Origin of the sequence: Nonomuraea sp. NPDC047897, assembly GCF_043204415.1 — a bacterium.
In the GTDB taxonomy this organism is placed as follows: Bacteria; Actinomycetota; Actinomycetes; order Streptosporangiales; family Streptosporangiaceae; genus Nonomuraea.
On record NZ_JBIDCC010000004.1, the window covers coordinates 66756 to 81651 of the forward strand.

Annotated in this window: 14 protein-coding genes; 4 read left to right on the forward strand and 10 right to left on the reverse strand. The window is 73.1% G+C overall.

The window, feature by feature from the left end:
* Nucleotides 1-14 precede the first annotated feature (14 nt).
* The 7 genes from ACGF0J_RS10190 to ACGF0J_RS10220 all read right to left on the reverse strand — a co-directional run bounded on the left by ACGF0J_RS10190 (nucleotide 15) and on the right by ACGF0J_RS10220 (nucleotide 6398).
* Nucleotides 15-617 carry a DUF305 domain-containing protein gene (locus ACGF0J_RS10190; RefSeq protein WP_393144042.1) on the reverse strand — a complete coding sequence of 201 codons (603 nt, stop codon included), beginning with the start codon at nucleotides 615-617 and terminating at the stop codon, nucleotides 15-17.
* A 133-nt stretch (nucleotides 618-750) separates the two neighbouring features.
* The gene (locus ACGF0J_RS10195; RefSeq protein ID WP_393144044.1) at nucleotides 751-2280 is read right to left on the reverse strand and encodes a helicase HerA-like domain-containing protein; all 1530 of its coding nucleotides are present in this window, start codon (nucleotides 2278-2280) and stop codon (nucleotides 751-753) included.
* Between the two features lie 190 nt (nucleotides 2281-2470).
* Nucleotides 2471-2842: a DUF4440 domain-containing protein gene (locus ACGF0J_RS10200; protein WP_393144046.1), complete on the reverse strand. Its 372-nt coding sequence runs from the start codon at nucleotides 2840-2842 to the stop codon at nucleotides 2471-2473.
* 33 nt (nucleotides 2843-2875) lie between these two features.
* Nucleotides 2876-4210 (reverse strand): lanthionine synthetase LanC family protein, encoded by a 1335-nt coding sequence (locus ACGF0J_RS10205; RefSeq protein ID WP_393144048.1) that lies wholly within the window; start codon nucleotides 4208-4210, stop codon nucleotides 2876-2878.
* A gap of 189 nt (nucleotides 4211-4399) precedes the next feature.
* Complete coding sequence (locus ACGF0J_RS10210) at nucleotides 4400-5494, reverse strand: WXG100 family type VII secretion target (protein ID WP_393144050.1); 1095 nt, start codon at nucleotides 5492-5494, stop codon at nucleotides 4400-4402.
* Complete coding sequence (locus tag ACGF0J_RS10215; RefSeq protein ID WP_393144052.1) at nucleotides 5494-5781, reverse strand: hypothetical protein; 288 nt, start codon at nucleotides 5779-5781, stop codon at nucleotides 5494-5496. Before ACGF0J_RS10215 ends, ACGF0J_RS10210 begins: the two co-directional genes overlap by 1 nt.
* A gap of 350 nt (nucleotides 5782-6131) precedes the next feature.
* Entirely contained in the window at nucleotides 6132-6398 is a 267-nt protein-coding gene (locus tag ACGF0J_RS10220; RefSeq protein ID WP_393144054.1) for a hypothetical protein, read from the reverse strand.
* A gap of 176 nt (nucleotides 6399-6574) precedes the next feature.
* Here ACGF0J_RS10220 and ACGF0J_RS10225 point away from each other — a divergent pair, with 176 nt between their 5' ends.
* Nucleotides 6575-7756: an RNA-guided endonuclease InsQ/TnpB family protein gene (locus ACGF0J_RS10225; protein ID WP_393144056.1), complete on the forward strand. Its 1182-nt coding sequence runs from the start codon at nucleotides 6575-6577 to the stop codon at nucleotides 7754-7756.
* Nucleotides 7757-8086: 330 nt separating this feature from the next.
* Here ACGF0J_RS10225 and ACGF0J_RS10230 read toward each other — a convergent pair whose 3' ends face one another.
* On the reverse strand, nucleotides 8087-9061 hold the full coding sequence (locus ACGF0J_RS10230; RefSeq protein ID WP_393144058.1) for an AraC family transcriptional regulator: 975 nt from the start codon (nucleotides 9059-9061) through the stop codon (nucleotides 8087-8089).
* 172 nt (nucleotides 9062-9233) lie between these two features.
* Between ACGF0J_RS10230 and ACGF0J_RS10235 the strand changes: the two genes are divergently transcribed.
* Nucleotides 9234-10067, forward strand: coding sequence for an NAD(P)H-binding protein (locus tag ACGF0J_RS10235; RefSeq protein WP_393144060.1), 834 nt, complete (start codon nucleotides 9234-9236; stop codon nucleotides 10065-10067).
* A 194-nt stretch (nucleotides 10068-10261) separates the two neighbouring features.
* Nucleotides 10262-12343, forward strand: coding sequence for a prolyl oligopeptidase family serine peptidase (locus ACGF0J_RS10240; RefSeq protein ID WP_393144062.1), 2082 nt, complete (start codon nucleotides 10262-10264; stop codon nucleotides 12341-12343).
* Nucleotides 12344-12420: 77 nt separating this feature from the next.
* Here the strand turns inward: ACGF0J_RS10240 and ACGF0J_RS10245 are convergent, their stop codons facing one another.
* Together ACGF0J_RS10245 and ACGF0J_RS10250 are read right to left on the reverse strand one after the other, a co-directional pair.
* Entirely contained in the window at nucleotides 12421-13437 is a 1017-nt protein-coding gene (locus tag ACGF0J_RS10245; protein WP_393144064.1) for an aldo/keto reductase, read from the reverse strand.
* A gap of 17 nt (nucleotides 13438-13454) precedes the next feature.
* Nucleotides 13455-14057 carry an NADPH-dependent FMN reductase gene (locus ACGF0J_RS10250; RefSeq protein WP_393144066.1) on the reverse strand — a complete coding sequence of 201 codons (603 nt, stop codon included), beginning with the start codon at nucleotides 14055-14057 and terminating at the stop codon, nucleotides 13455-13457.
* 69 nt (nucleotides 14058-14126) lie between these two features.
* Here ACGF0J_RS10250 and ACGF0J_RS10255 point away from each other — a divergent pair, with 69 nt between their 5' ends.
* The gene (locus ACGF0J_RS10255; RefSeq protein WP_393144068.1) at nucleotides 14127-14768 is read left to right on the forward strand and encodes a TetR/AcrR family transcriptional regulator C-terminal domain-containing protein; all 642 of its coding nucleotides are present in this window, start codon (nucleotides 14127-14129) and stop codon (nucleotides 14766-14768) included.
* Nucleotides 14769-14896 lie beyond the last annotated feature (128 nt).

Genomic DNA, 14896 nt, shown 5'->3' on the forward strand with positions numbered 1-14896 from the left:
GGTCACGGCGTGCGTCACGCCACCTGCTTGACGATCTCGCCGATCAGTTCGCGCTGATTTTTGATGATCTTTCCGGCGAGTTCGGCGGTCGGTCCGTGGAGGCCCTTGCCCTGGACCGACTCGGCCATCCGCACGCCGCTGTCGAGGTGCTTGGCCAGCCAGGTCAGCCACATCCGGTCGAACGCGCCGCCGGAGCGCCGCTTCAGCTCCGCGATCTGCACGGGGCCGAGCATGCCCGGCATGTCGTGCCCGCCCGTGCGCTCCGGCGGCGGGTCCACGTTCCAGGAGGTCAGCCACGACGTCATCAGCGTGATGTCGGCCTGCTCGTCCGCGACGAGGTCGGCGCTGAGCCGCCGCACGTAGGCGTTGGAGGTGCGGCCGTCGGTCAGCTCGGCCAGCTCGATCGTCTGCCGGTGGTGCGGGATCATCTGCAGGGAGAACTGGACGTCCTCCTCCAGGTAGTCGGCCGCGCCGCCCGCGCCCACCGCCGTGGTCGTCGTCGCCGAGGGGGCGGATTCGCCGGACGCCGTGGCGCAGCCCGCGGCCAGCGGAACGCACAGCGCGGCGACGGCCACCGTCACCCGGACCTTGCTCGATCGCCAGGAAGCTCCCAGCATGTCGGCCCCTTTCGCCCGAGGGCCGGCTCTCGCAGGACCGGCCGCTCCGAGGGAGATACGCGTCTGAGTGAGATACGCGGCGTCGCCCCCCGTGGTTCGGCGGTCGGGCCGGAAACGTCAACCGACCGGCACGTCAGCGTCGCCTGCGGCGGGCCGTCCCGAACAGCGATCTGGTGATCTCCCGGCCGAAGGCGGACGCCGCCGACCGTGCCATGGAGCGCAGCTCCTTCGACTCCAGCACGCTCTCCAGCAGCGACGGTCTCGGTTCCGGCTCCCGCTCCCCGCGCGTCTCCGGCCGACGGGGGGCTTCCGGCGGGGAAGCGGCGGGAGTCCCGGCGGGCTGTGGGGCCGCCAGCCTCGCCGACAGCATCTCGTACGCCGACTCCCGGTCGACCGCAGTGCCGTACTTGCGCTGGAGCGGTGAGGCGGCGATGACGCCCGCGACCACGTCCGGGCTCGACGGCGCCATGAGCGTCCGCGGGGCGCGCAGCCGGGTCCAGGCCACCGGGGTGGGCGCGCCCGTCTCCGACAGGACCGTGACGACGGCCTCGCCGATGCCGAGCTCGGTGAGCAGCCGTTCCAGGTCGTAGGAGGAGGTGGGGAAGGTGGAGACGGTGGACCTGAGCGCCTTGGCGTCCTGCGGGGTGAAGGCGCGCAGGGCGTGCTGCACGCGCGCACCGAGCTGGGCGAGCACGTCGGCCGGCACGTCGTTGGGCGTCTGGGTGACGAAGAACACGCCCACGCCCTTCGACCGGATCAGCCGCACGGTCTGCGCGATCGACTGCAGGAACGCCTTGGACGCGTCATCGAACAGCAGGTGCGCCTCGTCGAAGAAGAACACGAGCTTCGGCCTGTCGACGTCGCCCACTTCGGGGAGTTCGTGGAAGAGGTCGGCGAGCAGCCACATCAGGAAGGTGGAGAAGAGCTGCGGCCGGTCCTGCACGGCGGGCAGTTCGAGGACGGAGACCATGCCCCGGCCGTCCGGCGTCACCCGGAGCAGGTCGTGTACGTCGAACTCCGGTTCGCCGAAGAACGCGTCGGCCCCCTGCGCCTCGAAGTTGGTCAACGCACGCAGGATGACCCCGGCGGTGGCGGCCGAGAGCCCGCCGATCCCGCTGAGCTCCTCGGGGGTGCTGGTCAGGTACCGGATGACCGCGATCAGGTCCTTGAGGTCGAGCAGCGGCATGCCGTTCTTGTCGGCGAAATAGAAGATCAGCCCGAGTGACGACTCCTGCGTCTCGTTGAGACCGAGGACCTTGGCCAGCAGGGTCGGCCCGAAGGCCGTCATCGTGGCGCGGATCGGGACACCGGACCCCAGTCCGCCCAGGGAGTAGAACTCCGCCGGGCACGCCATCGGCTCCCAGGCCTGCCCGACCTCGGCGGTCCGCCGGGTGACGCGGTCGGAGGCGGTGCCCGGAGAGGCCAGCCCCGACAGGTCGCCCTTGATGTCGGCGAGGAAGACCGGGACCCCCTGGGTCGCGAGCTGCTCCGCCATGAGCTGGAGGGTTTTGGTCTTGCCGGTCCCGGTGGCGCCGGCCACCAGTCCGTGCCGGTTGAGCATGCTCAGGGGGATCCGGATCCGCTCCGCGGGGTCGGCGACCCCGCCCTCACGCACCAGGGCCCCGAGCTCCAGCGCCGGCCCCTCGAAGTCGTACCCCTTCACGGCTCCCCCGATTCGCCCGCATTCGCGGTGCTGGACGCACCGCTCTCCGTCGGGGGGACTGCGTGGGCATTCCTCCCCTCGCCCCATGGGCCGACACGTGGCAGTGCCTAAAATGCCTGTTTCCTGCCCCCCTCTCTCGGCCAAGCCGACCTCATGCGCTCCCCCGCGCACCGGGTCAGGCGGCCAGGGCTCAGAGCGCGCGCTGGTCGCCTCCGGGTGACGGCGTGCCCTGGTGGAAGAGCACCCGCCACCCTTGCTCCGTGCACCGCCACAGGGAGCTGCGCCGCGCCCGGCGCCCCGCGGTGTCGCTGACGTACGTCAGGTGAACCAGACCCGGGGCCAGGAGCCTGCCCGCCATGTCGGTCACGGTCACGGGCGCCGGCGGCGGGCCGTCGGCGAGCAGGGCGATGATGGACGGCCGGTCCCACAGCTGTCCCGACGCCCCGATCTCGGTGAACTCGGGGTCGAGGAACTCGTCCAGCAGTGCGGCCGAGGTACGGACCGCCGGTTCGAGGATGCGTAACTCGCCGGCGATCGCGGCTCGCACGGATTCACAGGTCATGCCGGCAATGTAGTCGATCAGCGGGTGGCCGGTTCAGCGGGTGAGCGGTGAGGACGCCGGCAGCGGGATGACGGGGAACGGGTTGTCGGGCAGCAGGATGACGCGGCGGGGTCGGTCGGGCCGGCCTGCGGCGTCGAGGTGGAGCAGCGCGGCGCCGATGCCGGCGGCGCCGACCATGTAGCCGGTGTCGGCGCTGACCTCCTCGGGGCGTAGCCGCCGGTAGGCCTGGTACCAGCGGTAGCCGCGCCCGTCGTGGCCGCTGGCCCGGCCGGCCAGGTGCCCGGCCAGGGCGCGGGCGAAGTCGAGATGGCTCTCGCGGCCGGTGGCCGCCCACAGGCCGACGAACAGCTCGATCAGCCCGGCGGTGCCGCAGCACTGGCAGGCGGTGTTCCAGAAGCCCTCGCTGTGGCGGTGCGGCACGCCCGCCCGGACGATGCCGCGCGCCAGCCGTTCGGCCCAGTCGAGGTCGCGCGGGTCGCCGGCCACCTGGTGCAGCTCGTAGAACATCCGGGCGACCCCGGCCGAACCGGAGCAGAAGCCCAGGTAGTGCAGGGTGCGCGCCTGCGGGACGTGGTGCGGGACGACGGCGCACGCCCCGGCGACGGTGCTGATCTCGGCTACGAAGCCGGCGCCGCTGCGCGCCGCCCGCAGGAAACGCGCATCGCCGGTGAGGCCGTACAGGCGGGCCAGCAGGAACGCCGTGCCGGCCGTGCCGGCCAGGAAGCCCGGGGTGACCGCGTCGACGGGCAGGTCGGCGCAGTCGCCGAAGCGGTGGCCGGGGACGGGCAGCCGTGCGATGCGCAGGCCCGCCCGCACGGCGGTCTCCTCGTAGGCGGGAACGCCGAGGTGGGCGGCGGCGCGCAGCAGGCCGAGCACGATGCCGCCGTCACCGCGCTGCGCCGGGTCGGGCGACCAGCCGATGCCGCCGTCCATCTCGTGCCCGCGCGCGACGATCATGTCCGCGATCGCCCGCGCCTCGACCTCGAAGGACTCCTCGCCGAGTGCCCAGCCGGCCTCCATGAGGGCGATCATGACGCCGGTCAGGCCGTGGTAGAGGGACAGGTCGTGCTGGTCCCGCCAGGTCGCGGCCAGCCGGCGCGCGCCCGCCCGCGCGTCGTCGAGGTACGCCTCGTGGCCGGTCGCGGTGGCCAGTTCCAGGAAGAACAGCACGATCCCGGCGGCTCCGGAGTAGAGCGACCAGGGCTGCGGGGTGACGGCCGACCTGCCGCGCGGATCGGGGTTGGCCTGCCACCACCGTCCGCGCTCGTCGTCGACCGCGGCGGATCTGATCCACCGGCCGGCCAGGATCGCCGCCGACAGCGGCGACTCGGCGGCCTCGCCTCGCGGGCGGTTCTCGTCCCGACTCATGACCTGAGTGTCCCACACAGTTGGTAGGAAAATAAGGGTTCGCGGCCGCGCGCCGAACGCACGGCCTCAGCACGAGCGTATCCGGCGTGACGCGCCCGAGGAGGTGGCTTTCCGCGGCACCGGCGCGACCAAGAGCCGCCGTCCGCCGCTCGCGTGCCGCGCGGCGCCCGCGCTTCCGAGGGCGGCGGCTCAGGTGAAGCGGCGGAACATGATCGGCGACTGCCCGGACACGCGGGCCAGCGTCACGTCGGCTCCCGGGCGCGGCGCGTGGATCATCTCCCCGTTGCCCACGTAGATGCCGACGTGGCTGGCCGGCTGACCGAAGAAGACGATGTCGCCGGGCTGCGGGTCCGTGACCGGCTGGCCGCTCTTCTGGTAGCCGGCCGCGGTCGTGTCGCCGATCTTGATGCCCGCCTGGTTCAGCGTGTAGTAGACCAGGCCGCTGCAGTCGAAGGCCGACGGCCCGTTGGCGCCCCAGATGTACGGCTTGCCGATGTGCTGGCGGGCGGCCGAGACGATGTCGGCCCCCGTGCCGTTGCCCTGCACGTACGGGATGGCCTGCGCGCCGCCGTCACCACCGGGGCCCCCGGCCCCCGCGTAGCCGGAGTAGCCGCTGGAACCGGACGGCGCGACGGCGACGCCGTTGCGGCCGCCGCCGCCGTTCGTGCTCGCCAGCGTGGTCTTCGACCAGTTGGGGACGGGCGTCGGCTGCCAGTCTCGGCCGGCCTGCGGCGGCGTGAGGGCCACGAAGGTCTTCCGCCGGCCGTCGAGCTGGGACCTGATCGTCGTCCTGGCCTTGCCGACCTCCGTTTTCGCCGACGTGAGAGACAGCTTGGCCTCGGAGACCGCCTGGCGCACCAGGGGCGCCACGGCGTCCTCGAACTGCTTCTGCGTCGCGCGGGGATTGTTCAGGCGGAAGGCGTTGGCCTGGGCCAGGATGTTGCCGCACAGGGTGCGTACCCGGGACTCGGCCGTCTCCAGCGCGGTGGCCGCCGCCTCCAGGGCGGTGGCGGAGTTGTTCAGCGCGTCGCGCAACCCGTCGCCGGCCGTGTGGTAGTCCTCCATGTGCGACACGAAGTCGTCGGCGGAACCGCCCTCCCAGGCGGCGTCGATGGTCTTGACGGCTCTGCGCAAGGTGCCGGTGTGCTCTCCGACGCTCTTCGCCGTGCCCTGCCACCGCTTGGCGACGCCGCGGATGGCCGCCGGATCACCGTTGACGCTCTTCAGGATGCCGGCCAGCTCGTCGCCGCCGGGTAACGCCGCAAGTTCCTTGCTGACGTCCATCAGGCGTCCGCTGTGTCGGCTCTGTGGACGTAGGTCCACACCGTGTCCAAGGCGGACCCGACGCCGGAGAGCTTGCTCTGCGCCGCCCCCATCTCCTCGCCGACCTCGGTCTCCATCTCGTCGACGAGTCCGGCCAGCGCGGAGGAGTCGCCGAGCTCGCCGAAGGCCGAGGAGTCGGTGGTGCCGGCCGGATAGGCCAGCCCCAGCTCCCTGAACTGCTTCGACAACCTGTTGGCGGCGGCTTCGCCGTCCTCCAACGCCCGATACTGGAGAGAAAGCCCTGCCATCACACCCCTCCACCGGAGTCGCCCCTGGTGCCCACGGGAAGATCCGCGCGGGCGCGCAAGCGTCACCATACTCGAAAGCCGCGCGCCCCCGCCGGTGTGATCGAAGGGCTGTGGATCTCCCTCGCGATCGCCTTCCGAGACGCCGTCAGGAGCGGCGGGCCTTCGCGTGAGCCGGCCGCGGGCCCTCGCGGAACGTCATGAAGCCGAACGTCACCGCCGTCGCGACCGCGACGACAGCGCCGAGCACGAGGATTGTCTTGATCATGGTGCACTTCCCGTTGCGTCACGAACAGTAACTTTCTGTCACTGTGCGCAGTGTCCCCGGTGTGCACCCGCCGAAAACGCCCCGCTCACCGCACCGCCGACTGGATCAGGCCCATTCGGATCTCCGCGGACAGCCTGGCCCGTCTGGCGGCGAGGTCCTCGTCCAGCTCCCGCAGCACCTCGCCCACGCGGGCGGCGCCCGCGAAGGCCGCCTGCGGGTCGGCGACCGAGGTGATCGCGGCGACGGCCTCGGTGTACGCGCGGTTCAGCGTCTCCAGGGCGTCCTCCAGCGGGTCCATGCGACCCGGCCGGAGCGCCCGCGGCGAAGGGTCGGAGGGATCGGCGGCAACCATCAGATCCTCCCGAGGGGACCGGCGGCTTCGGCCGTCGGGGGAATCGGGAGCGGGAGGGCCGCCAAGGTCCGAGCGTGCTCTGACCTGCCAGGTCTGGGCATCGCAGATCCCCTTTCCGGGTTTGTCGGTGCCTGCCGATACCGTGGTCGCGTCGTTACCGAGCGTGGGAGGTGGGTGTGCGCAGGTCGTTCAAGTTCCTGCTGCGCCCCACGGCTCGCCAAGCGGCCGCGCTCGCCGCTTGCCTGGAGGATCACCGGCAGCTCTACAACGCCGCGCTGGAGCATCGGCGCACCGCCTACGCCAAGGCGGGTGTCACGATCCGCTATGGCGATCAGTCGGCGGAGTTGAAGCACATCCGCGCCGACGATCTGGATGGTCAGGGCCGCTGGTCGGCGGGCTCGCAGCAGCAGACGCTTCGCCGTCTGGACAAGGCGTTCGCCGCGTTCTTCCGCCGCATCAAGAACGGCGCGAAGCCCGGATACCCGCGGTTCAAGGGCCGGGGCTGGTTCGACACGGTCGAGTGGCCCGCGACCAGAAACGGCGCGACCTGGGACTCCCAGCCGCATGAACCGGTGACACGGGTTTATCTGCTCGGCATCGGCCATGTGCGGGTGCATCGGCACCGCCCGGTCAAGGGCCGGGTGAAGACGATCAGCGTCAAGCGTGAAGGCCGCCGCTGGTACGTGGTGCTGTCGTGTGACGACGTGCCCGCGCAGCCGCTGCCCGCGACCGGTCTGGTCGCGGGGATCGACCTGGGCCTCGCCTCGCTGGTCACGACCAGCGAGGGCCACCGCATCGACAACCAGCGGCACCTGGCCGCCTGCGCCGGCCGTCTGGCATCGGCCCAGCGCGATCTCGCCAGGAAGAAGCGCGGGTCCAAGCGCCGGCGTAAGGCCGTGGCCCGGGTGGCGGCGTTGCACGCCAAGGTCCGCCGCCAGCGGGTGGACGGCGCGCACAAGGCCGCGTTGGCGCTGGTCCGTGGCTACGACGTGATCGTGCACGAGGACCTGCGGATCGCGAACATGACCCGTTCGGCGTCCGGCACGATCGAGGCGCCCGGCCGTAACGTCGCCGCCAAGTCCGGCCTGAACCGGAGCATTCTGGACGCGGGTTGGGGGGTGTTTCTGACGATCCTGTCGCACAAGGCTGAAAGCGCCGGTCGAGAGCTGATCGCAGTCGATCCCCGCAACACCTCCCGCACGTGCTCGCGCTGCGGGCACGTGGCGAAGGAGAACCGTCTCACCCAGGCCGCGTTCGCCTGTACGGCGTGCGGGCACACCGCGCACGCCGATGTGAACGCGGCGATCAACATCCTCAGGGCAGGGCTTGCCCTTCGCCAGGCTACGCAAGCGGCTTAGCGAGAAGCCGCTTCCTTCAGGGAGCGGAGGAGTCACGTAGGTGGTCCCCTTCAGTGGTGATCGGGGGGGGCGACATCAGGCCCTCTACCCATCGCCGCCGCCTTCGATCCTCCACCGGCCCCCGACACGCCCGGGCGTCACCGACCGTGTCCACGGATATGCTCCCCACCAGCGGCGAGGCAACACGGAGAGCGCCGGGCACACGGGATCGTCACGGGAAGCCACGGAGACGGGGCGGCGCTGTCCGAGCTGACGCCGTCATCCCGGCCGCGACCGCGGACCACGACCCCAGGTACGTGCCGCCCGTGATCCCCTCGGCCTGCCCGGCCGTCACCCTGACGCCGACCGCCCGTCTCCCGGCCCCGAACTCCGGGCCGGAGCCTCCCGCAGGCTCTCCCGGTGTCGCCGGTACCCGCTCGGGCTCATCCCCTGGACCCGCTTGAAGGCCGCGCTGAAACCGAACGCGTCCGCGTAGCCCACCCGGCGGGCCACCGCCGCCACCGTCTCGGCCGAGTCCGCCAGCATGTCAGCGGCCAGCGCCATCCGCCACTCCGTCAGGTAGGCCAGCGGCGGCTCGCCCACCAGCTCCGTGAACCGCTTGGCCAGCGTGGTGCGCGACACCCCCGACTCGGCGGCCAGCGACGCGAGCGTCCACGGCCGGCCGTGGAACTCGTGCATGGCTCGGAGCACCGGGCCGACCACGTCGTCGCCCAGCGCGTGGTACCACCCCGGACGCACCGCCTCCGGCCGATCGAACCAGTCGCGCAGCGTGCACACCAGCAACCAGTCGAGCAGCCGGTCCAGGACGACCTGCCGGCCCGGCCGCGCCCCGATGAGCTGGGCCTCCAGGTAGTCGGTCATGGCCGCGCAGTCGTGCTCGTCCGGCACGAGCAGCAGCGGCGGCAGCACGCGGAGCAGCCGCCGCGGCACCTGCCCGCGCATGTGGTAGGCCCCGGCCAGCAGCACGGTGGGCCCCGCCAGGTCCACGCCGTGATCGCCCGGCCCACCGCCGTCACCGGGCACCCGGCCGCCGCGGACGTCCCGCACCGGCGAGCCCGCCCTCGGCGGCTCGGTGGAGAAGACGAACGGCTCGGGCCCCCGCACGATCGCCGCCTCGCCCGTCCGCAGCCGCCGGGGCTCCCCGCCCCCCTCACCGACGATCCAGCCCTCGCCGCGCAACGGCACGCACAACGTCAGGGACGCCTCGTCGGCGAACCGCAGTGCCCACGGCGGCGTCAGCACCGACCGGCCGAAGATCGCCCCGTCGGCCCGCACACCACGCAACAGATCGTCGAACGGGTCCACGCCTCCACGATAGGCCGCCGCCTCGGACACCGGCCCACCCGAGCGAGCCGCACCCCCGAAGGCTCGGGTCCCGGACGATCGGACCCCGGCCGCTCAGGCCCCGGACGATCAGACATGGAGCGCGAACGGACGGCCATGGCCGCGCGGCGGGGCCGCCGGTTGACTCGAAGCCATGACGACACATGCGAACGACATCCTGGTCCTCGCGGCGACGGGCAAGACGGGACGCCGCCTGGTGCCGCGGCTCCGCGCGGCGGGCGAGACCGTGCGGGCCGCCTCCCGCTCCGGCGAACTGCGCTTCGACTGGACCCGCCCGGACACCTGGCGGGCGGCCGTGACGGGCGCCTCGGCGGTGTACCTGGTGGCACCGGACGACCCCACCCCGGTGCACGACTTCGTCAAGCAGGCGGTGGAGGCGGGCGTGGGCCGGTTCGCGGTCCTGTCGGGGCGCGGGATGGAGCACGTCCAGAGCGGCTTCGGCGAAGGAATGGCGGCCGCCGAGGACGCCGTGCGCGGCTCCGGGGCGGAGTGGACGATCCTGCGGGCCAACAACTTCAACCAGAACTTCGACGAGGACCTGTGGCACGAGCCGCTGCGGTCGGGCCGGCTGGCCCTGCCCATCGGCGCCGTGCCGGAGCCGTTCGTGGACGTGGAGGACGTGGCCGAGGTGGCCGCGGCCGTGCTCACCCGCGACGGGCACGCCGGCCGGGTATACGAGCTGTCGGGACCGCGCGGGCTGACGTTCGCCGAGGCCGTGGAGACGATCGCGCGGGCGGCGGGCCGTGCCGTCGCCTACGAGGAGCTGACGCCGGAGGCGTACCGCGCCGAACTGCTCGCCGCCGGGTATCCGGAGGTCGCGGCCGACGCGCTCAACACCCTGTTCGCGCTGCACCGAGCCGGCCACACCGCCGAACCGGTGGACGGCGTCCGCCGGGTGCTCGGCCGGGACCCGCTGGCGTTCGAGACCTACGTGGCCCGCGCCGCCGAGGCGGGCGCCTGGTCCTGACGCCACCGGCGCCGGCCGGGGCGACCGCCGGCAGCGCGAGGGCACCGGCCGGGCCGGGGTCGGTGCCGCGCGGGGCGCCGAGCCCGGCCGGTACGACGGGCCACGGATGCTGTAGTGTCCCTCGGGTCAGGCCGCGCTCCGCTTCCGGAGGCGGCCACGCTGCTTCGTGGAGCCGTATCACCCGAGGAGCAGCCTTGACCACGTCACTTCCCCGCCAACTCGCCCGCACCCGGCGCTTCACCCTCGGCGCGCCCGGCGCGTTCACGCTCTCGCCCGACGGCGCGACCGTCTTCTTCCTGCGCAGCCGCGCCGGGGACGACCCTGTCTCCTGCCTGTGGTCGCTCGACCTCGCCTCCGGCCGCGAACGCCTGCTCGCCGACCTGCTCACCCTGCTGTCCGAGGCCGAGGAGGAGCTGTCGCCCGAGGAACGGACCCGCCGCCTGCGCGCCGGCGAGCTGTCCTCCGGCATCGTCGGCTACGCCGCCGACGACGCCTGCGAGCTGCTCGCCTGCGCGCTGTCCGGCCGCCTGTGGACGGTCCGGCCCGCCGACGGGACCGTGCGCCGGATCCCCGCGGCGGAGCCGGTGCTCGACCCCCGCCCCGACCCCACCGGCCGGCGCGTCGCCTACGTCAGCGGCGGCGCGCTGCGCGTGGTGACCGCCGACGGCGGCACGGACGAGGTGGTGCTCGCGCCCGACGGCCCGGAGATCACGTACGGGCTGGCCGAGCACGTCGCCGCCGAGTCCATGGGTCGCCACCGCGGCTACTGGTGGGCTCCCGACGGACGGCGGCTGCTGGTCGCCCGGGTGGACACGGCCCCGGTGCGGCGCTGGCACCTGGCCGACCCGTCCGACCCGGCCGCCCCGCCGGTGAGCTTCCCCTATCCGGCGGCCGGCACGCCCAACGCCGACGTCAGCCTGTGGATCGCCGCCCCCGGCGCCCCTGCCGTCCGGGTCCGCTGGGACGCCTCCTCCTTCGAGTACCTCACCCGCGCCGGCTGGGACGCCGCCGGCCCGTACGCCGCCGTGCAGAGCCGTGACCAGCGGCGCCTGCTCGTCCTCGGAATCGATCCCGCCACGGGCGCCACCCGCGTGCTCGCCGAGCAGCGCGACGACGCCTGGGTCGAGCTGGTCCCCGGCCTGCCCGCCCGTGACGCGGCGGGGCGGCTGCTGACGGGCGCCGACCTGGACGACACGCGCCGCCTCCTGGTGGCCGGCGAGCCGGTCACGCCCCCCGGCCTCCAGCTCGGCGCGGTCGTCGCGGTGGACGGCGAGACGGTCCTGTTCACCGCCTCGGACGAGTCGACGCAGACCCACCTGTGGGCCCACGACCCGGCCGGCGGCCTCCGGCGGGTGAGCGACGAGCCCGGCGTCCACACCGGCCTACGCCGGGGCGGCACCACGATCCTCCAGTCCCGCACGCTGACCCGCCCCGGCACGAAGGTCCGCGTCGGCTCGCTGGAGATCGCCTCCCACGCCGAACGACCCGTTCTCGACCCGCGCGTGGAACTGCTGACGCTCGGCCCGCGGGAACTGCGCGCCGCGCTGTTCCTGCCGTCCTGGCACACCCCCGGCCACGGCCCGCTGCCCGTGCTCATGGACCCGTACGGCGGTCCGGCCCTGCGCAAGGTGACGGACGAGCAGGCGTGGTGGACGTACGTCTCGCAGTGGTTCGCCGAGGAGGGTTTCGCCGTGCTCGCGGTGGACGGCCGCGGCACCCCCGGCCGCGGCCCGGCCTGGGAACGCGCGGTCCACCTCGACCTGGCCGGTCCGGTGCTGGCCGACCAGGTGGACGGCCTGCGCGCGGCGGCGGCCCGCCGCCCCGTCCTCGACCTGGGCAGGGTGGGGATCCGCGGCTGGTCGTTCGGCGGCTATCTGGCCGCGCTCGCGGTGCTGCGCCGCCCCGACGTCTTCCACGCTGCCGTGGCCGGCGCCCCCGTCACCGACCAGCGCCTGTACGACACCCACTGGCGCGAACGCCATCTCGGCCACCCCGACGAGCACCCGGAGGCGTACGACCGCTGCTCCCCGATCCGGGAGGCCGCGTCGCTGACCCGCCCGCTGCTGCTCATCCACGGCCTGGCCGACGACAACGTGGTGCCCGCGCACACCCTGAGGTTCTCGCAGGCGCTGCTGGAGGCCGGCCGGCCGCACGAGGTGCTGCCGCTGCCCCGCACCACGCACCTGCCGTCCCAGGAGTCGGTCGCCGAGAACCTGCTGCTCCACCAGCTCGGCTTCCTGCGCCGCGCCCTGGACCTGCCCCCGCGGAGCGGCTGATCACGACTGCGCCCTCACGGCGCGGTGCTCGATCGCGACGCCGTCCTCGCGCGTCGGCGGCGTGCCGGGCCGTCCGGTCACGTCCGCCTGCCGTCCACGAGGGCGGCGACCTCGCCGAACACCGACCCGGTCCGGGCCAGGAAGTCGCCGGGGAAGCCCAGGACGAAGCCGGTGCTCTCGTCCAGCCGCCGCACCGCGTCGGCCGGGAGCGCCAGGTCGAGGGCGCCGAGGGTGTCGTGGAGCTGCTCGGGGGACCTGGCGCCGACGAGCGGGTGCACCGCCCGCGAGCGCGCCCGCGTCCAGGCGATCGCCACCTGGGCGGGTGTGGCGCCCAGCTCGTCGGCCACCGCCTGCACGGCCCGCGCGGCGGCCCGCTCGCGAGGGCCGAGCGACTCGGGCGCGACGCGGGTCCGCGTCCGGGGGCCTTCTGGACGGGTGAACGATCCCGAAAGGACGCCGTGGGCGAGCGGCCCCCACGCGGCGACCGTCAGCCCGAACGCCTCGGCCATCGGCAGCAGCTCCCGTTCGACGTCGCGGTCGAGCACGCTGTAGGGGGCCTGCACCGCGGCGAACGGGGTCCAGCCGCGCCAGTCGGCCAGCGTGTCGGCCTGGGCGACCAGCCAGGCGGGCGCGTCGGAGATGCCGATGTAGAGGATCTTCCCGGCGCGCACGGCGTCGTCCAGCGCTCGCATCGTCTCCTCGATCGGCGTGTGCCGGTCCCACAGGTTGACCCAGTACAGGTCGAGGTGGTCGGTGCGCAGCCGGCGCAGGCTCTGCTCAAGGGAGAGCGTGAGGTTCTTGCGGTGGCTGCCCGCGGCGTTCGGATCGCTCCCGTCGCGCGTGACGGTGTACTTGGTGGCGACGACGAACCGGTCACGGCGGCCGCGCAGGAGCTCGCCGAGCATGCTCTCGCTCCGGCCGTCGCCGTAGAAGTTCGCGGTGTCGACGACGTTGCCGCCGGCCTCGTCGTACAGGTCGAGGATGCGGCGGGCGTCCTCGTCGGACGCGCCGATGCCTTCCTCGCCGAAGGTCATCGAGCCGAGGAAGACCTCGGAGACGCGCAGGCCGGTGCGGCCCAGCAGCCGATATCTCATGAGCGTCTCGCGGACGGTCAGGCGGCGACGGCGGCGTCGCGCAGCGGCCGGAGCGCCCGCGACCAGGCGATGACCTCGTCGAACAGCTCCATCAGGGTCGGCTCCTGGTGCGGTCCGGGCGCGATCACGCCGGGCTCTGCCGGGTCGGTGAGCTCGAAGTCGGTGTACGCCGACAGGGCCACCTGGGTGCGCACGTTGGCGACCTGCAGCTCGGTCATGACGAGCCGCAGGTGCTCCACGGCCCGGGTGCCGCCGTGCACGCCGTGGCTGACGAACCCGGCCGCCTTGTTGTTCCACTCGGCGTACAGGAAGTCGACGGCGTTCTTCAGCGCGGCGGGGACGGAGTGGTTGTACTCCGGGGTGACGAAGACGAACCCGTCGAACGAGGCGACCGTCTCGGCCCACGCGGCGGTGTGCTCGTTGCGGTAGTCGCCGAACAGCGCGGGAAGGGGCTCGTCCAGCACCGGGAGCCCGTACGCGGCCAGGTCCACGAGTTCGAAGGACGCCTCGCCGGCCGTGACGGCGGGGTGCCGGGCGGCGACGTCGGCGACCCAACGGGCCACGACCGCCGACCTGCGACGGGGACGGGTGCTTCCGATGATGATAGCGATTCTGGTCATGGACGGTAAGGTACAACGACCATGGCAAGAAGTAAAACGTTCATTGTAAAAACTGCCGGGAGGATCGCGGTGACCAGCGAAAGAACGAAGACGGCACGCCCACGCGGCGGGCTGGCCGACAAACGGCGGGCGATCCTCGCCGGCGCCCTGACGGTGTTCGCGCGCGACGGCTACACCCGCGCCGGCATCGACGCCATCGCCGCCGCCGCGGGCGTGTCCACGCGCACGATCTACAACCACTTCACCGACAAGACGGAGCTCTTCCAGACCGTCATCCAGGAGAGCGCGGGCCGTGCAGCCGAGGCCCAGATCGCCGTCATCGACCGCCACCTGCGCAAGATCACCGATCTGGAGGCGGACCTGATCGAGTTCGGCCGCGCCCTGGCCAGGCCGACGACCGCCGAGCACGCCGAGCACTTCGCCCTGGTCAGGCAGGTCAATGCCGAGGCCGGGCACATCCCGCAGGCCGTGATCGACGCCTGGCAGGAGACGGGGCCGCTCCGGGTCCGCCGCGAGCTGGCCGGCCACCTGCGGCAGTGGGTCGACCGGGGGCTGCTGCGCGTCCACGACCCCGACCGGGCCGCCCTGCACCTGATGCTGCTGATCTCCGCCGGCAACCCGGCCCACCGGACGGGCGTGCCGGACGAACGGGAGCTCGACGAGACGGTGACGTCCGGCGTCCGGGCCTTCCTGCACGGCTACCTGCGCTGACCGGGCGGGGCCGGCAAGATCGTCAATTCGTCCCCGATTCTGTCGGAGCGATGGGATACATTACCGACTCATTGATCAGCCGTTCGCGTTGGTGCCACCCCTTTTTCCGGCGTCCCGCGAGCCGTCCG

Coding starts and splice junctions, on each gene's coding strand:
- ACGF0J_RS10190 (WP_393144042.1), bottom strand. CDS start 617: ATGCTGGGAGCTTCCTGGCGATCGAGCAAGGTCCGGGTGACGGTGGCC.
- ACGF0J_RS10200 (WP_393144046.1), bottom strand. CDS start 2,842: ATGACCTGTGAATCCGTGCGAGCCGCGATCGCCGGCGAGTTACGCATC.
- ACGF0J_RS10205 (WP_393144048.1), bottom strand. CDS start 4,210: ATGAGTCGGGACGAGAACCGCCCGCGAGGCGAGGCCGCCGAGTCGCCG.
- ACGF0J_RS10210 (WP_393144050.1), bottom strand. CDS start 5,494: ATGGACGTCAGCAAGGAACTTGCGGCGTTACCCGGCGGCGACGAGCTG.
- ACGF0J_RS10215 (WP_393144052.1), bottom strand. CDS start 5,781: ATGGCAGGGCTTTCTCTCCAGTATCGGGCGTTGGAGGACGGCGAAGCC.
- ACGF0J_RS10220 (WP_393144054.1), bottom strand. CDS start 6,398: ATGGTTGCCGCCGATCCCTCCGACCCTTCGCCGCGGGCGCTCCGGCCG.
- ACGF0J_RS10235 (WP_393144060.1), top strand. CDS start 9,234: ATGACGACACATGCGAACGACATCCTGGTCCTCGCGGCGACGGGCAAG.
- ACGF0J_RS10245 (WP_393144064.1), bottom strand. CDS start 13,437: ATGAGATATCGGCTGCTGGGCCGCACCGGCCTGCGCGTCTCCGAGGTC.
- ACGF0J_RS10250 (WP_393144066.1), bottom strand. CDS start 14,057: ATGACCAGAATCGCTATCATCATCGGAAGCACCCGTCCCCGTCGCAGG.